Source organism: Clostridium sp. CMCC3677 (assembly GCF_023845585.1).
GTDB classification, from domain to species: domain Bacteria; phylum Bacillota; class Clostridia; order Clostridiales; family Clostridiaceae; genus Clostridium; species Clostridium aquiflavi.
This window is the reverse complement of record NZ_JAMQHS010000007.1, coordinates 123,312-140,517: the sequence shown is the minus strand read 5'-3', so window position 1 is coordinate 140,517 and position 17,206 is coordinate 123,312. Positions and strand designations below refer to the sequence as shown.

Here is a 17,206-nt window from a genome sequence, read left to right as displayed (position 1 = left end):
TTTATTAACCCCTTTTATTAATCAAAATAAGAGTATTCTTATTTATATCTTAATATAATTTTAAAATTCATACTATTTATAATAAAACATAGTGTTGCCTTAGAGTCAATAGTATTAGGATATGTTAATTTAACCATTTTATTAATTACATAAATTAAAAATCTTTGCTATATAATTGAGATAAATATATAATATAAGTATTAATTTAAGGTAGGGATAACAAATGAAAGAATTAAAAGTTATAGTGAAAAATGAATATGTAAAAAAATATAGCAATAAATATGCATTAATATCAGCGGAAACATTAGAAAATCCACAGGTGTTAAAAAATGAAGGAGATATTATTACATTAGTAGATAAGAAGCAACAATTTTTAGGTAAAGGCTATTATGGAAAGCAAAACAAGGGTTGTGGTTGGGTTTTAAGTAATAGTAAAAAGTGTAATTTTGATAATAAGTTTTTCTATGATAAGTTAAGAAATGCTTTTTCAAAAAGAATGAAATTATACCATTCTAAAGATACAAATGCTTTTAGAGTATTTAATGGCAGCGGTGATGGAATTGGTGGATTAACTATAGATTATTTTGATGAATATTATCTTATAACCTGGTATAGCAAAGGTATTTATGCATTCAAGGAGTATATAATAAAATCTATAAAATCTTTAGTTTCATTTGAAGGAATATATGAAAAGAAGAGATTTGAAGACAATGGAATGGTTGTAGATGAAGATAGCTATTACTGTGGTCAAAAAGCACCAGAACCTTTAGTTGTTAAAGAAAACAACGTGAATTTTGCCATTTATTTAAATGATGGTGCTATGGTTGGGGTATTCTTAGATCAAAAGGATGTTAGAAAATCTATAAAGAATACTTATTCTAATGGTAAGAGAGTATTAAACACTTTTTCATATACAGGAGCATTCTCAATGGCAGCAGCAATGGGTGGTGCTATAACTACTAGTGTGGATTTGGCAGGTAGAAGTTTAAAAAAGACTATTGAAAATTTTGAATTAAATAAGATTGATCCAAATAATCATGAAATTATTGTAGAAGACATATTCCATTACTTTAAGGAAGCTAAAAAAGATAATAAGAAATTTGATTTAGTTATATTAGATCCTCCAAGTTACGCTACTTCTAAAGATAATACATTTAGTGCAGCAAGTAATTACAAAGATTTAGTTAAGAGTGCTATTGATGTTACTGAAGATGAGGGAGTAATAGTTTGTTCTACTAATTGTTCTACATTTAATATGGATAAATTTAAGAAGTTTATTGATAAAGCATTTGTAGAAAGTAATAAGAAGTATTTTATTCTTGAGGAACATACATTACCAGAGGATTTTGCGGTTTCAGATAAATATCCTGAAGGCGATTATCTTAAGGTAGTTTTTGTTAAAGTATACTGTGATAAATTAATGAATGAAATTGAAAATATGAACTAAGATTATAAACAATAAATATAGAATAAAGCATTGTTAAATAGTGTTTAAAATTAAGATTTAGATTTAATCTAGATCTTTTTTTATTGATATGAATAAATTAATACATTAATATATATGAAGTTTTAAACAACATGTTGAAATCTTATTAAAGCAAAATAGATTAATATCGATAATATATAATGAAATTGCAATTTAATTTAATAAAGAATCTAATTTACAAGATACTATAAAATTTTAGTACACTAGATATAAGAAGGAGATGTATAAGGTGGGAAATAACTGGGGGTTCGATGTAAAAAAGATACATAAGGTAAATTATATAACTATAATTGTTATATGTTTACTTATGAGTGTAACTACTATGTCAATGCTTAACTTTAAAGTAAGTATGGAAGACTTATTACCATTCATAATAATATTAATAGGTTCAACTATCATATACTTTGCGAATATAAAGGATATGATAAAAGCTATAGCATTTAGTTTAGCTATAATACTTTCAAATTTTGGGTATTTTTTATCTGCGAATTTTAATGAACAAACCATAGCTTCTGATACATTAGTTTTTGTAGCAGGAATAGTATGTGCAGCATTATATTTTAGCAAAAAATTATTGGTTACTAATGCACTTATTTTGGATATATGTATTGCAATATTATTTTGGGTTAATCCAGGAAGTATTTTAGGAAAAAGTTTTTCATATTCTAATATGCTAAATTTTTTTGTAATTTTAAATGGAATTATAATTTTAATCTATTGTCTTACTATTTGGGGGGGACAGCTTATTGAAGCAGCAAATAAAAAATCTTCAGAAAGTAAAAATTTAATAGATAAATTAGATGAACTGTTATTAAATATTAAAAGTGTTACTAATGACTTAGATGGTAACATCGAAAATTTTTCTGAAGATATTAAACTTGTTAATGGTACTAGTAAAGATATAAATGAGTCTATGGAACAAATAAATATTGGAGTTCAAGAAATAGTAAGGAGTATGTCAGATATAAACTTAAGAATAAATAACTCAACTGATTCATTGAATAAAACTAGTGACATATCTAATTCAATATCTATGATAGCAAATGAGATGAATGATAATGTTAAAGATGGATCAGAAAAAATCAATTCTATGAATAGTACTATGGAGACAATTAAATCAGCTGTAGAAATATCTTTGGATACAGTTAACACTCTAAAAAATAGCATTGATAAAATAAATTCTGAAATTAATAGTATTTATGAGATTTCATCTCAAACTAATTTATTATCATTAAATGCAAGCATTGAAGCAGCTAGAGCTGGAGAACATGGAAAGGGATTTGCTATAGTTGCAGAAGAAGTTAAAGAACTTGCTGATCAAAGTACTAAGATAGTAAAAAATATTTATGAAATAATTACTGAAATAAATTTAATTACTAATGATGCAGTTGTTAAGGTTTCTGAAGGAAACACTTCAGCAGATGATGGAATTAAAGTTGTTAATGATGTGTGTAGTTCTTTCAATAACATTGAAGAATATTTTAAAACAATGAATGAGTATATAGGAGAAGAACATACTCTTATTAAAAATGTAGTGGATAATTTTATACCTATAAAAATAGAGATTGAAGGGATAGGAAGTATTACTGAAGAACATTCAGCATCTACAGAAGAAATTGATAGAACAATCAATGAGCAAAGCAAGAAAATTAACTCAATGACTTTATCTATAGAAGAAATTAGCGAATTAAGTAAAAATTTAAAGAAACTTTCTTCTAGATAGATAGTAATTAAAAAACATAGAGAGAAAGCAGTACGTTAACATTTATTTAGTGAAAAAGAAATTTAATATTTTAAATACAAGTTAAAATGCATACTGTAAATTAGTATGCATTTTTGTTAATTTCAATAAATTAATGTATTAATATATTCAAAATATAAACAAAAATGACAACGATTACTAAAGTTAAATGTATTAATATCGATAATATATAATGGAATTGGAAATTAATTTGATTAGGAGATGTATTAAAATGGAAAACGATTGGAGTTTTGATATTAAAATTATACATAAAGTAAATTATATAACTATAATTGTTATAAGTTTACTTATGAGTTTAACTACTATGTCAATGCTTAATTTTAAACTACGTATTAATGATTTATTACCATTCATAATAACAATAATAGTTTCAATTATAATATTTTTTTCAAATATAAATGATTTCATAAAAGCTATATCTTTTAGCTTAAGTATAATACTCTCAAATTTTGGATATCTTTTATTTGCAAACTTTAATGAACAAACTACTGCATCGGATGCATTAGTTTTTGAAGCAGGTATTGTATGTGGTGCATTATATTTTAGTAAAAAAGTATTAATTATAGATGCATTTGTTTTAGATATATGCATTGCAATCTTATTTTTGTTTAATCCTAGAAGTCTTTTAGGGGAAAATTTTTCATACTCAAATATGTTAAATTTTTTTGTTATTTTAAATGGAATCACAATTTTAATTTACTGTATTACTATCTGGAATAGAAAATTAATTGAAGTAGTAGATAAAAAGTTTTTAGAAAGTAGGGAGTTAGCAGATAAATTGGATGCAATCTTATTAAATAAAACTAGTGAGATATCTAATTCAATATCTACAATATCAAATGAAATAAATGATAATGCTGAATATGAAGCAGAAAAGATTAACAATATAATAGATTAAAGAAAATTTCAAAGTAATTAGCAAAAAATAACTGGTTAGGAGAAGTTCAATTACTCAGTCCATTTTACTTATGTATATATCAACACTCTACTATAAAACATAGCCAATATTTTTATTATAGAGTAAGAAAAAACAAGATATTAAGGAATATTTTATTTCATTATGCTATACTACTGATTATAGGATATATTAGGAGGCAATTCACGGATGGATAAAAGGCAACTAGTTATAATCTCTAGTAATGCAAAAAAATTTTTAGAAGTATCTAATAAAGCTAAAAATAATAAATTTGAATTTTCAATACATGAAAGCATAGATGAAGTTATTAAGTTAGATGAAAATTTAATAATAATAGACACTAATGTAGGTAATGAAGAAGTTATTAGAACTATAAAAAAACTAAAGAATGAATTTTTAAAAGTTAAATTAGGAATTATAATATGTATAGATAAAGAGAATATTGAGAGTTTAAAAGAGTACATAAAAATTGGAGCAGATGATTATATATTAAAACCATTTAGCTTTGAAGAAATAGATTTAAGAATTAGTAATCAAATTAAGTTAATGAAAGCAGAAACAAATTCTAAGATAAAAGATATTCAGTTTGATGCATTATTAAATAACACTCCTTTTATGGCTTGGTTTAAGGACAAAGACAGTAATTATATTAAGGTAAACAATGAATTCATGGAACATAGTGGAAAAACCATGAAGCAAATAAAAGGTAAAGGTGATCATTATGTATGGAGTGGAATGGTAGGAGATAGGTGTAGACAGTTTGATTTAGAAGTAATGAATAAAAGAACACAAGTAGTTTTTGATGAGATAATTCCTGGAGCGAAGGGATTTAAGCAATTTAACATGTATAAGGCACCAGTATTAAATGAATTTGATGAAGTAATAGGTACTATAGGTATTGCAAGAGATATTACTGATTTAAAAAATAAAGATGCAAAATTACAAATACTCATGAATAATTTACCATTTCCAGTATGGTTAACTGATACGAAAGCAAGATACGTTAATGGAAACAATAAATTTTCAGATTATTTTAATGTAAACATAGATGAATTAATAGGAAAAGTCCCACATGAATTTTTTGGAGAAGATGTTGTAGAAAATATTCATGATGAAAATAATGAAGTAATGGAATCCAAAGAGACTAGAAAATTTGAGTCTGATATTAAAATTAAAGGTGAAATTAGAAATGTAGAAATATATAAAACTCCAGTTTTTGATATAGGAAATAAGGTTATTGGTATCACTAGTGCTCTTATAGATATTACAGAGATTAAAGAAGCACAAAGAAAAATAAAGAAACAAGCTTTTACAGATGCTTTAACTCAAATATCAAATAGAACTGCATTATATGATTATATGAAAGATGAAAATGATTATAGTAAAATAGGTATGATGCTTATAGATATTGATAACTTTAAAGATATTAATGATTATTATGGTCACAACTTTGGTGATAAAGTAATTGTACATGTAGCAAATGAACTTAAGGAAATCTGTAACGATGCTTTTATATGTAGATTTGGCGGAGATGAATTTTTGATTGTTTTTAAAGATGTAGAAAATGAAGATGTTATAAGTAATCAAGCTGAAAAAATATTAGAAAAAATACGTTTGTATAAAGAGCATGATTTTTCTGTTAGTATAGGTATTGCAATGGGAGATAATATATCAGATATAAATAGGTTGCTTGTAAAGGTAGACCTTGCAATGTACAAATCTAAAGAATTAGGTAAAAATAGATTTATGACATATACTAAAGAATTAGAAGCAGAAAAAAACTTAACTTTAAATATAGAAAAAGATTTAAAGTATGCAATAGCCAAAAATGAAGTAAAGGTATTTTATCAACCACAGTATACAATAGATAGAAAACTAAAAGGATTTGAAGCGTTATTTAGATGGCAAAGTAAAAAATATGCTAGTGTTCCTGTTATAAAAATAATAGAAGTTATGGAAAGCACAAACTTAATAATAGATATGGGCTATTATATAATGCGTGAAGCTTGTAAATTTGCAAAAAAAATAAATGTAAATAGAAAAGCGAAGATAGTAGTTTCAATAAACATATCTGCTATTCAAATAATGGAAAAAGATTTTATAAAAAAGGTAAAATCAATAATTAATAAGACCGGTGTATCTATTAATTGTATTGGAATAGAAATAACAGAAACAATATTAGTTAAAAATATAGAAGAAAATATAATGAAGATTAAAGAATTAAAGGATATGGGAATTATAATTAGTTTAGATGATTTTGGTACAGGCTATTCATCTCTTAATTATATTGTAAATATGCCTTTATCATTAATAAAGATAGATAAGAGTTTTATTAGCGGAATGAATGTAAAAAAAGAATATATAAAGCTTTTAAGATTAATTATTGCATCAGCTCATTCTTTAAATTTACCAATAGTAGCTGAAGGCGTAGAAACAGAAGAACAATTAGCAAAATTAAATAAAATGAATGTAGATTATGTTCAAGGATTTTTATTTTCTAAACCAGTAGAGGAAGAAAAAGCATTTAAATTATTAGAACTTGAATCATAAATTTACCATACAACTTAAAATTTTGTTGTATAACTATAATAAGCAAATATTTTATAAATATACTATTGTACGTGGTTAGTTAAAAAGTGTATAATGAAATGGCAGGTTATTAATTAAAATTACGAATGCGGGCTACATCTTAAGAATATTTCATATTTTTAAGATGTAGCCCAAATTTTTATATATTATATGAGAGGATTTAATTTTATTATAAGGAAGAGATTTAATTAAATATATAAGGATATCGGCTTTTACATATATTGATACAGTCTTTAACAGTATTTTCTCCATAATAGTTTATTAACTCAACAATAACTAATCCTAAAGCATTTTCTACTTTTGCTACATATAAAATGTGAACTAACTTATCGGTTAAATTATCAAAATTAAAACAATGTTTACTCATAATATAATAAATCCTCTCTAATTATAATTTATTAAATATATATTCATCTTTCAGGTATTCAATGACTAAAATCCAAAAATAATAAGATATATTTTAGAATATGAGCAATTAATAGAAATATATGCAGATTTAATAGAAATTTATCTTACAAAAATGTAATGTAAATGAAAGATATTTAAATATGTGATTCTATTAAGTTAGTATAGAATAATTTATGTAGAATATAACAAAGGAGAAGATGATTTATGTTTAACTCATTTCAATTAAAAGTAATAGCTTTAATATTTATGATATTAGATCACATTTATACTTATATGGGACCAGTAAGTGGAGTAAATATTCCTATATGGTTTGGATATTTAGGAAAACTTGCAGCACCAGTATTCTTTTATTTAATAGTAGAAGGATTTTTTAAGACTAAGAGTAGAATTAGTTATATGAAAAGACTATTTGTATTTGGAATTATAATGATTTTTGTTGATATTACATTTAATATCCATAACAATATATTTTTATCATTAGGATTAGCAGTAGCGCTTATGAATATGATAGAGTACACTAAAAAGTGTAAACAAGAAGGTAAGGATTATTGGATTGGAATATTGTGTAGTGTGGTAATTGGAATATTGATGATTTTTACAGAAGCATCTGTATATGGTTTGGGAATGACATTAATATTTTATTTCTTAAAAGAAAAGAAGATATTAATGTCCATAGCATATATACTATTTAGTATATCACCTATTTTATCATCATTAAGTCTTGGAGAATATTTTATGGAATCAATATTTATTTGGGATTATCAATGGATGATGGTATTTTCAATAATATTAATACTTATGTATAATGGAAAATTAGGTTTGCGTAATAAATTTAGTAAATGGATGTTTTATGTAATTTATCCCATTCATCTAATTATTATAGTTTTAATAAGTAGAGGATTGCTATTTTAGATTATGTTTGTATTTTAATATGAAGTTTATAAAATAGGAAATTTAATTTAAAATTCTAAAAATAAATATTAGTTTAATTAAGTTAATACAGATAAAAAAATTCTTTGCTTAATCATTATAAGCAAGGAGTTCTTTTTTTATTATATTAAATTACCACGTGAAAGTTTAATATAAGTAGCATTAAATTTCATAATTATTACTCCTAAATATAAATTTAATCTTTTGCTAAATTATAACACAAACAGATAAATATGTTATAATTTAACAAAAGATATTATAATATAGAAGAATTTAAGATACATAGGGGGAGAAACTTATATGCATTATGGCTATGTATTATTATTTCAATAACTCCTTTGCTTTGTATATATAAAAAGATATTATTAATATAATAATAAGAGATTAACAATAAAAAAATCAACTTATGAGGTGGACAATGATTTTTAAGACTTTAAGTTACATAGGAGAAAAATTAAATGATAGTGGAGTAGTGTGGGCTGTAGGAGCATCTATTTTATTAAATAGTTATGGACTTGCAGATCATCCTAATGATATTGATGTTTTAGTAGACACAAATGATATTGAAAGAGTCGATAAAATTTTAAAAAGTATTGGAGAAAAGAAAGAAAGAAAAGAGTCAAAGACATATTCTACAAAATACTTTTATGAATATGTTGTGAATGGAATTGATATTGATGTCATGGCTGGATTAAACATTAACTATAATGGTGGAGTATTTAAATATACTTTTGATAATAAGTCAATTTCAGAATTTAAGAATATAAATGGAGTAAATATACCATTAACTTCTTTAGAGGATTGGTACGTTATATATCAGTTAATTCCAAATAGAGAGAAAAAAGTGAATTTCATAGAGGACTATCTAATATCAAATGGAATAAAAAATAAGGGATTATTAGAAAGAACATTAAAGTGTGAATTGCCTGATGAAGTTAGAAATAAAATTAAAAAAACATTAATTTTAATAATACATACAGTTTTACTAAAAGATTGCTGAATTTAATGAATGATTAAAAATATACCTTACAAAATATTTTAAATAAATAGTAGTATTTTATGTTTTAAAATGCTAATTCAGCAATTGTGTAAACATATTCATATTGTTTAACAAATAATTTTTATGGAGGTTAAAAATATGGATAAAAAAGAAATAAAAATAGTTACTATTGGAGGGGGTTCAAGTTATACTCCTGAATTAATTGAAGGATTTATAAAGCGTAGTAATGAACTTCCAATTAAAGAAATTTGGCTTGTAGATATTGAAGATGGAAAAGAAAAACTAGAAATTGTTGGTGCTATGGCTAAAAGAATGATTAAGGCAGCTAAATTAAATTGGAAAATTAATTTAACTTTAAATAGAAGAGAGGCATTAAAGGATGCTGACTTTGTAACAACTCAATTTAGAGTAGGCCTTTTGGATGCGAGAATAAAGGATGAAAGAATTCCTTTAAGCCATGGACTAATGGGACAAGAAACCAATGGTGCAGGTGGAATGTTTAAAGCCTTTAGGACAATTCCAGTTATTTTAGAAATAATTGAAGATATAAAAGAATTATGTCCAAATGCATGGCTTATAAATTTTACAAATCCAGCAGGTATGATAACTGAAGCAGCTATTAAATATGGAGAATGGAATAAAACTATAGGATTATGTAATGTTCCAATCAATTGTATAAAACAAGATAGTAAAGCATTAGAACTTGAAGAAGAAGATTTATTTTTTAAGTTTGGAGGAATAAATCATTTTCACTATCATAGGGTATGGGATAGTTGTGGAAATGAAAGAACAAAAGAATTAATAGAATTATTATATAATCCAATTAATGAAAATTCAAATAATGAAGCGGTAGTAGCAAATATTAAAGAATCAAAATTTATATATGAACAAATAAAAGATTTAGGATTATTACCGTGTCCATACCATAATTACTATTATGCTACAGATGATATGCTAAATGAAGAACTGGAAGGTTTTTCAAAGGGAGAAACAAGAGCTGAGGTTGTTAAAAAAACAGAAGAGGAATTGTTTGAATTATACAAAGATGTTAATTTAGATTATAAACCAGAACAATTAACTAAAAGAGGTGGAGCTTATTATAGCGATTCAGCATGTGAAGTTATAAGTTCAATATTTAACGATAAAAGAAATATTATGGTGGTGAGCACTTTAAACAAAGGAGCAATTATAGATCTTCCATATGATTCTGTTGCAGAAGTTTCAAGTATAATAACATCACATGGTCCAGAACCAATATGTTTTGGACAATTAGATGCATCATCAAGGGGAATGCTTCAATTAATGAAATCTATGGAACAAGAAACCATTTTAGCAGCAATTAGTGGTGATTATAATAAAGCATTACAAGCTTTTATAATAAATCCATTAGTTCCAAGTGGTAATGTTGCAAAGACAGTATTAGATGAATTACTTTTAGCACATAAAAAGTATTTACCTCAATTTAAAGGAGACGCTATACTTTAAGAACTAGTGGTATTTTAGTACAAGCATAATTATTATATTTAGATAGAGCTTATAAAAACTAATGGTTATAAATTTGTTATCAATGAGTCTGTAAGGATTATGTATAGTACAGAGCATAGTTAGATTGTATAAAAGCTTATAGATAACATGTTTTGTTTAATTGACAATGAAAAACTATTCAGAATAAAAAACATTTTGAATAGTTTTTTATGTATGAAGTCAAGTATTTTGTTCAATTTTGTGTATTAATATAGGGATTATATTAAAATAAAGTCTAATATTAAGAAACTAACTTTTATATAGGAAGGGGGGATTATAATGGTTAACATAACTAGAAAAGAAGAGGTTATGAAAAAACTACTAGAGCTTGAAAGTAAAAGTGAAAAAGGAGTAACAGCTACTCAATTAAGTTTATATATGAAATTAGATCGTACTAATGTAAGTAGATATCTAAATGAACTGTATAAAGATAAAAGATTGGATAAAAAGGATGGAAGACCAGTTGTATATAGTAGTATAAAAATAAAACAAAATAATAATTTAAGCGAAAATAGTAAAGAGCGAACAGTTAATAAAAAAGATAGTTTAGAGATGCTTGTTGGTTCAAAACATTCACTAAAATTGCCAATACAACAAGCAAAAGCAGCTATATTATATCCACCTAGAGGACTTCACACTTTAATATTAGGTGAAACTGGTGTTGGAAAATCATTATTTGCTGAAGTTATGTATTACTTTGCAAAAGAGTCTAATATGATATTGAATGATGCACCATTTGTCAGGTTTAATTGTGCAGATTATGCTGATAACCCTCAATTAGTTATTGGGCAAATATTTGGAATAAAAAAAGGAGCATTTACTGGTGCTGATAGTGATAAAGAAGGTTTATTAAAAAAAGCAGATGGTGGAATATTTTTCTTGGATGAGATACATAGATTGTCTCCACAAGGACAAGAAATGCTATTTACTTTTATTGATAAAGGATATTTTAGAGCTTTAGGTGATACAGAAAAGAAAATAAGAGCAGAAGTACAAATTATAGCAGCAACCACAGAATCACCTGAATCATTTTTATTAAAGACATTTACTAGAAGAATTCCAATGACAATAGTATTACCACCACTTAGAGAGAGAATGCTAGAAGAAAGATATAGGCTGTTAAGTGAATTTATAATAGCGGAATCATTAAGACTTGGTAAAAGTATATATGTAAGTAAAAATTCAATAATATCCTTTTTGCTATATGATTGTCCTAACAATATAGGACAATTAAAAAGTGATGTTCAACTTTCGTGTGCTAAGGCATTTTTAAATTATAAAATAAATAAGAGCAATTATATTTTAGTAGATCAAAAAGAATTACAGCCTAGAGTTCAAAAAGGAATAATGAAAATTCAAGAACATAGGGAAGAAATAGAGGTTATAGTTAAAAATATTACTGATATTTTAAGATTTTCAAGTAAAGATAATTTTCAAAGAAATTTTGAATTAGAATTTGGTGAATCTAATAATGTTAAAAATAAGAGCTTTTATTCAATTATAGAAAATAAGGTAGAATTATTAAAGAATCAAGGAATTGATGAAGAAAGTATTAATAATATTTTAAATATTGATTTTGAAGAGTATTTTAAAAAGTATATAAATACAATAAATACAAATTTAAAAAAAGAAGAAATTTCTAAGATTGTTGGATTAAAAATAATAAGAGTTGTTGAAAATATGTTATCTATAGCTTCTAAAAGATTAAACAGAGAATTTAATCAAAGAGTTTATTTTGGACTTTCACTACATTTACAAGGGAGTATTGAGAGAATTACTTGTGGAAAAAAGATATATCATCCTAAACTTAATATTATTAGAGTTCAATATAGAGAAGAATTCAATGTAGCCATGGAGATAGTTAAAATTATTGAAAAAGAATTTAATGTAGATGTTCCTTTAGATGAGATTGGATATGTAACTATGTTTTTATCTGCATGTGATGATGAAGCTCGTGAATACGTAGAAGAAAAAGTTAGTGTCCTTGTTATGATGCATGGAAGAAGTACGGCCAGCAGCATTACTGAAGTAGCTAATATACTTATAGGGGAAGAATATATACAATCATTAGATATGCCGTTAACAATGAAGGCAGAGGTTATGTTTAAAAAGGCTAAAGAAAAAATTAAAGAAATGAATACTAAAAAAGGATTATTAATATTGGTGGATATGGGATCATTGATTAATTTTGGAAGTATCATTAGTGATGAATTAGGTATTAAAGTTAAGACAGTGGACATGGTAACAACATTAACTGTTATAGAGGCAGGAAGGAAAGCAATAAATGGAAGAAGTTTAGATTCTATTTATAGTTCATGTCAAGAAATAGGAAGAACTTCAATACAAATGTCTAAGGAATATTATAGCCACCATAAAGAATTTATAATAATTACAACTTGTTTTACAGGAGAAGGTGCAGCGGAAAGAATAAAAACAAGAATAAGTTGTAGTTTGAAAAACATAGAAAAGGTTAGCATTATTTCTATTGATATATTAGATAAAGAAGATTTCTTAAAAAAGGTAAGTACATTGAAAGAAAAATATATAATATTAGCTGTGGTTGGAACTGTAAATATATTTATTGAAGGAGTACCATTTGTATCTGCACAGGATGTTTTTATGGAATATGGAGTAAAGCAATTAGATGATTTAATTGAAATAGAGAGTAATTTCTTAAAAGTAAGAAAAGCATTAGAAAATGAAATAACAGAAATTAATTGTATGGCTTTAATTAGTGACATTAGAAATATTATAAGAGATATAGAAGAAAGTTTGAATGTTAAAATTCAACATGATATACAAATTGGAATTCTAATTCATATAAGCTTTCTTATAGACAAACTAAAACATGGAATGAATCAGACTAAGTTTAATGAATTAGAAGAATATAGATACAAGTATTTAAAGGAGTTTTTGATTATTAGAAAAAGTTTAGGCATTTTAGAAAATAATTATAATATTGAAATTGGTGATGATGAATTAGCTTATATAGTTAGAATGGTTGTAGAAAATATAGTGTAAATATTAGTTATAACTTAACTGTAGATTGTGATATAAGGAGTTAACTTTATATAGAGTGTAAAAATAAGAAAGTGTGTAATTGATTTTACACACTTTTTTTGAGATTTTTACAATATGAGAATAGACTATAAACATAGGAAAAACATGATTTTAAAGAAAAATTTCTTTAATATAAATTTTGGCATGGTTATTGCTTAGTATATAGGTGTAAGGTAAAAATAATAAACAAGAATGAATATGTTTTAAAACTGTAATATAAAACTGTAACATAAAACTGTAAATTTAAAGGAGGATTTTAAGTGAAAAAGATATTGTTAGTTTGTTGTGCAGGAATGTCTACTAGTTTATTAGTTTCAAAAATGCAAGCAGCAGCAAAAGAGAAGGGAATTGAATGTAGTATAGAAGCAACAGGAGAAGCACAAGTTAAAGATCATATAGATAATATTGATATTTTATTATTAGGGCCACAAGTTAGATTTTTATTAAAACAATTTCAAAAAAGCCTAGCTGATAAGAATGTGCCAGTAGAAGTTATAAACACTATTGATTATGGAACAATGAATGGAAAGAAAGTACTAGCAAGGGCTTTAGAACTTATAGATAATAAATAATCAAAAAAAGGGGAGAAACTATATGGAAGAAATAATAATGAATCTTATAGTTCATAGTGGGGAAGTTAGAAGTTATTCAATGGAAGCAATTCAATGTGCTAAAAAGGGAGATTTAAATAAAGCTAGGGAATTGATAGAAAAAGCTGATGAAGAAATGTCAAAAGCTCATAATGTTCAATCATCTTTAATACAAAAAGAAGCTGGTGGAGAAAAAATAGAGGTGTCATTGCTTATGGTACATGCTCAAGATCATTTGATGACAAGCATGACAGTAAAATCTCTTGCTATTGAATTCATAGATATGTATGAGAAATTTGATGATAAGCTAAATAAGTAATAAAGTTAATTAGATGAAGAAGTATCTCCAACAATAGGAGCTTATTATATGGAATGGGGGATGAAAGAATGATAGGACTCGGGATTTCAGTTTATCCTAATCATGCAGATATAAATGAAATTGTGAAGTATATACATTTAGCTGGCAAATATGGATTTAAAAGAATCTTTACATGCTTAATTTCTGTAGCTGATAAAAACACTGAAGATGTAATTAGTGATTTCAAAACTATGTTATGTGCAGCTAAAGAAGAAAATATGGAGGTGATTGCAGATTTAGATCCAAGTGTATTTAAAAGTTTAGGGGCATCTATATATGACCTAAAAGTGTTTAAAGATATTGGATTAGATGGAATAAGGCTAGACTTAGGCTTTAGTGGATTAGAGGAATCTATCATGAGTTTTAATGAGTATGGATTAAAAATAGAACTTAATATGAGCAATGGGACTAAGTATATAGATAATATTTTATCTTACAAATCCAATATTGATAATCTATATGGATGTCATAATTTCTATCCTCATAAATATACAGGTCTTTCACTTGAACATTTTATTAAGTGTTCAAAACAATTTAAGGAACTTGGATTAAGAACAGCCGCCTTTGTAAATTCTAAAGAAGCCAAGTATGGACCTTGGCCTGTATCAGAAGGGTTATGTACTTTAGAAATGCATAGAAACTTACCAATAGATGTACAAGCTAAACATTTTTTAGCAACAGGACTTATAGATGATGTAATAATAGCAAATTCTTTTGCATCAGAACAGGAATTAAAGATATTAAGTGAAATAAATAAAGAAAAATTAATGCTTAATATTGAATTTGATGAAACTGCAACAGAACTTGATAAAAAGATAGTTCTTGAAGAATTTCATTACAATAGAGGTGATGTATCAGAATACATGATAAGGTCTACGCAAAGTAGAGTTAAATATAAAGATAAGCGCTTTCCAGCAGTTAATACTCCAAATATAAAAAGAGGAGATTTATTAATAGATTCGGATTTATACACTAGATATGCAGGTGAACTTCAAGTTGCATTAAAGGATATGAAAAATAGTGGAAAAACAAATGTGGTTGGAAAGGTAGTTGATGAAGAAGTATTTTTATTAAATTATATAGAACCTTGGACAAGTTTTTGTTTTAGAGAAGTAAAAGGTTAAAAGTTATAAGAATAAAAAAATATACCTAAGTAAGGAGGAAAAGGTCTATGAAAAAATTTTTTGATTGGATGGAAGAGCATTTTGTACCTATCGCAGCTAAAATAGGTGCTCAAAGGCATTTAGTAGCAATACGTGATGGGTTTGCAACAATAACACCATTAATTATGGCAGGAGCATTTGCAGTATTATTTAATAATTTAGGTTTTAAATGGTATCAAAACTTTCTGGATTGGCTATTACCAGTGGGATGGAAAGCTTGGGGTGTAGCTATTTCTAATGGTTCTTTTGGTGTTATGTCAATATTAATAGTATTTACAATATCTTATCATTTGGCAAAAGGATATGATAAGGATCCATTAGCAGCAGGTATATTATCATTAGGATCTGCAATGCTTTTATATGCAACAAATGCTGAAGGTGCATTACCATTTACTTTCTTAGGAGCTCAAGGACTATTTATATCTATAATAGTAGCATTAGTTGTTACAGAAATTTTTGTTAAGTTATCAGGAAATCCTAAATTAATTATAAAGATGCCCGAGGGAGTTCCACCAGCAGTTTCTAAATCTTTTGCAGCTTTATTGCCATCAATTATAGTTTTAGCTTTAACAGCTGGAGTTAAGGAATTATTAATAGTTATAAATATACCAGATGTTCATCAGGCATTATTCTTAGCACTACAAAAACCACTACAAGGTGTTGCAGGTAGTTTAGGTGGAGTATTACTTATAATTTTTGTATCTCAATTACTATGGTTCTTTGGATTACATGGTTCTAATATACTTGCACCAATTATAAATGCGCTACTACTTCCATTGCTTGTTTTAAATACAGAAGCAATTAATTCAGGAGTAGAACCAAAATATATTGTAAGTAGTCAATTTTTAGATTCATATGTAAATATGGGTGGATCAGGAGCTACTATTGCATTAATTATAGCGATATATATTTTAGGAAAGAAATCAGGATCTCAACAAAAGATGATTGCAAATTTAAGCTTAGCACCAGGATGTTTTAATATTAATGAACCAATAATTTTTGGTATGCCAATAATATTAAATCCAATGTACTTTATTCCATTTATGTTAGCACCATTAGTATCTGCATTAACAGCATATGGTTTAACAGCAATACACTTTGTACCAAAAGTTTCAATTATGGCAGGATGGACAACACCTCCAATTTTAGGTGCAATATTCTCTACTAACTCAATTAGGGGTGGAGTTACAGCTCTTATTTGTTTAGTTATTAGTGTATTAATATATCTTCCATTTGTTTATGTAGCAGGAAGACAAGAACTAAAAAATAACCAATAAATTTATTAAAGCTTTATCCTACTAATTATATAGTAGTTTAATATCATATAAATTATCCTCTCAAAATTAGCCCATTTTATAAAACAATTTATTTACAAAAAGCACTTCAGAATGTTTTTCTGAGGTGCTAATTTTTTTATTAT

Annotated in this window: 13 protein-coding genes; 12 read left to right on the top strand and 1 reads right to left on the bottom strand. The window is 25.9% G+C overall.

The window, feature by feature from the left end; translation table 11 throughout:
- Positions 1-223 precede the first annotated feature (223 nt).
- From NG901_RS10410 to NG901_RS10395, 4 genes are all read left to right on the top strand, one after another.
- Positions 224-1,447 (top strand): class I SAM-dependent rRNA methyltransferase, encoded by a 1,224-nt coding sequence (locus NG901_RS10410; protein ID WP_252214246.1) that lies wholly within the window; start codon positions 224-226, stop codon positions 1,445-1,447.
- A 268-nt stretch (positions 1,448-1,715) separates the two neighbouring features.
- Positions 1,716-3,209, top strand: a complete 1,494-nt coding sequence (locus tag NG901_RS17245) for a methyl-accepting chemotaxis protein (protein ID WP_252214244.1) — start codon at positions 1,716-1,718, stop codon at positions 3,207-3,209.
- Between the two features lie 250 nt (positions 3,210-3,459).
- Entirely contained in the window at positions 3,460-4,146 is a 687-nt protein-coding gene (locus NG901_RS10400; protein WP_252214242.1) for a hypothetical protein, read from the top strand.
- 207 nt (positions 4,147-4,353) lie between these two features.
- A complete protein-coding gene (locus NG901_RS10395; RefSeq protein ID WP_252214240.1) occupies positions 4,354-6,714 on the top strand; it encodes an EAL domain-containing protein in 2,361 nt (786 codons plus the stop codon).
- Between the two features lie 223 nt (positions 6,715-6,937).
- Here the strand turns inward: NG901_RS10395 and NG901_RS10390 are convergent, their stop codons facing one another.
- The gene (locus tag NG901_RS10390; protein ID WP_252214238.1) at positions 6,938-7,120 is read right to left on the bottom strand and encodes a hypothetical protein; all 183 of its coding nucleotides are present in this window, start codon (positions 7,118-7,120) and stop codon (positions 6,938-6,940) included.
- 245 nt (positions 7,121-7,365) lie between these two features.
- On the opposite strand from NG901_RS10390, the gene NG901_RS10385 reads away from it, so the two are divergent.
- The 8 genes from NG901_RS10385 to NG901_RS10350 all read left to right on the top strand — a co-directional run bounded on the left by NG901_RS10385 (position 7,366) and on the right by NG901_RS10350 (position 17,063).
- On the top strand, positions 7,366-8,073 hold the full coding sequence (locus tag NG901_RS10385) for a TraX family protein (RefSeq protein ID WP_252214236.1): 708 nt from the start codon (positions 7,366-7,368) through the stop codon (positions 8,071-8,073).
- Positions 8,074-8,509: 436 nt separating this feature from the next.
- On the top strand, positions 8,510-9,091 hold the full coding sequence (locus tag NG901_RS10380) for a nucleotidyltransferase family protein (protein ID WP_252214234.1): 582 nt from the start codon (positions 8,510-8,512) through the stop codon (positions 9,089-9,091).
- A 138-nt stretch (positions 9,092-9,229) separates the two neighbouring features.
- Positions 9,230-10,576: a 6-phospho-beta-glucosidase gene (locus NG901_RS10375; RefSeq protein WP_252214232.1), complete on the top strand. Its 1,347-nt coding sequence runs from the start codon at positions 9,230-9,232 to the stop codon at positions 10,574-10,576.
- Between the two features lie 318 nt (positions 10,577-10,894).
- Positions 10,895-13,636, top strand: coding sequence for a sigma-54-dependent transcriptional regulator (locus tag NG901_RS10370; protein ID WP_252214230.1), 2,742 nt, complete (start codon positions 10,895-10,897; stop codon positions 13,634-13,636).
- Between the two features lie 299 nt (positions 13,637-13,935).
- A complete protein-coding gene (locus NG901_RS10365) occupies positions 13,936-14,247 on the top strand; it encodes a PTS sugar transporter subunit IIB (protein ID WP_252214228.1) in 312 nt (103 codons plus the stop codon).
- Positions 14,248-14,269: 22 nt separating this feature from the next.
- On the top strand, positions 14,270-14,584 hold the full coding sequence (locus NG901_RS10360) for a PTS sugar transporter subunit IIA (RefSeq protein WP_252214226.1): 315 nt from the start codon (positions 14,270-14,272) through the stop codon (positions 14,582-14,584).
- Positions 14,585-14,652: 68 nt separating this feature from the next.
- Positions 14,653-15,747 (top strand): DUF871 domain-containing protein, encoded by a 1,095-nt coding sequence (locus NG901_RS10355; protein WP_252214388.1) that lies wholly within the window; start codon positions 14,653-14,655, stop codon positions 15,745-15,747.
- 47 nt (positions 15,748-15,794) lie between these two features.
- On the top strand, positions 15,795-17,063 hold the full coding sequence (locus NG901_RS10350; RefSeq protein WP_252214224.1) for a PTS sugar transporter subunit IIC: 1,269 nt from the start codon (positions 15,795-15,797) through the stop codon (positions 17,061-17,063).
- The last annotated feature ends 143 nt before the right edge of the window (positions 17,064-17,206 follow it).

What these genes read in the sequence shown, in the direction of transcription:
- NG901_RS10390 (WP_252214238.1), bottom strand. Translation starts at nt 7,120, where the DNA reads ATGAGTAAACATTGTTTTAATTTTGATAATTTAACCGATAAGTTAGTT.
- NG901_RS10355 (WP_252214388.1), top strand. Translation starts at nt 14,653, where the DNA reads ATGATAGGACTCGGGATTTCAGTTTATCCTAATCATGCAGATATAAAT.
- NG901_RS10400 (WP_252214242.1), top strand. Translation starts at nt 3,460, where the DNA reads ATGGAAAACGATTGGAGTTTTGATATTAAAATTATACATAAAGTAAAT.
- NG901_RS10380 (WP_252214234.1), top strand. Translation starts at nt 8,510, where the DNA reads ATGATTTTTAAGACTTTAAGTTACATAGGAGAAAAATTAAATGATAGT.
- NG901_RS10410 (WP_252214246.1), top strand. Translation starts at nt 224, where the DNA reads ATGAAAGAATTAAAAGTTATAGTGAAAAATGAATATGTAAAAAAATAT.
- NG901_RS10360 (WP_252214226.1), top strand. Translation starts at nt 14,270, where the DNA reads ATGGAAGAAATAATAATGAATCTTATAGTTCATAGTGGGGAAGTTAGA.
- NG901_RS10395 (WP_252214240.1), top strand. Translation starts at nt 4,354, where the DNA reads ATGGATAAAAGGCAACTAGTTATAATCTCTAGTAATGCAAAAAAATTT.
- NG901_RS10370 (WP_252214230.1), top strand. Translation starts at nt 10,895, where the DNA reads ATGGTTAACATAACTAGAAAAGAAGAGGTTATGAAAAAACTACTAGAG.
- NG901_RS10375 (WP_252214232.1), top strand. Translation starts at nt 9,230, where the DNA reads ATGGATAAAAAAGAAATAAAAATAGTTACTATTGGAGGGGGTTCAAGT.
- NG901_RS10350 (WP_252214224.1), top strand. Translation starts at nt 15,795, where the DNA reads ATGAAAAAATTTTTTGATTGGATGGAAGAGCATTTTGTACCTATCGCA.
- NG901_RS10385 (WP_252214236.1), top strand. Translation starts at nt 7,366, where the DNA reads ATGTTTAACTCATTTCAATTAAAAGTAATAGCTTTAATATTTATGATA.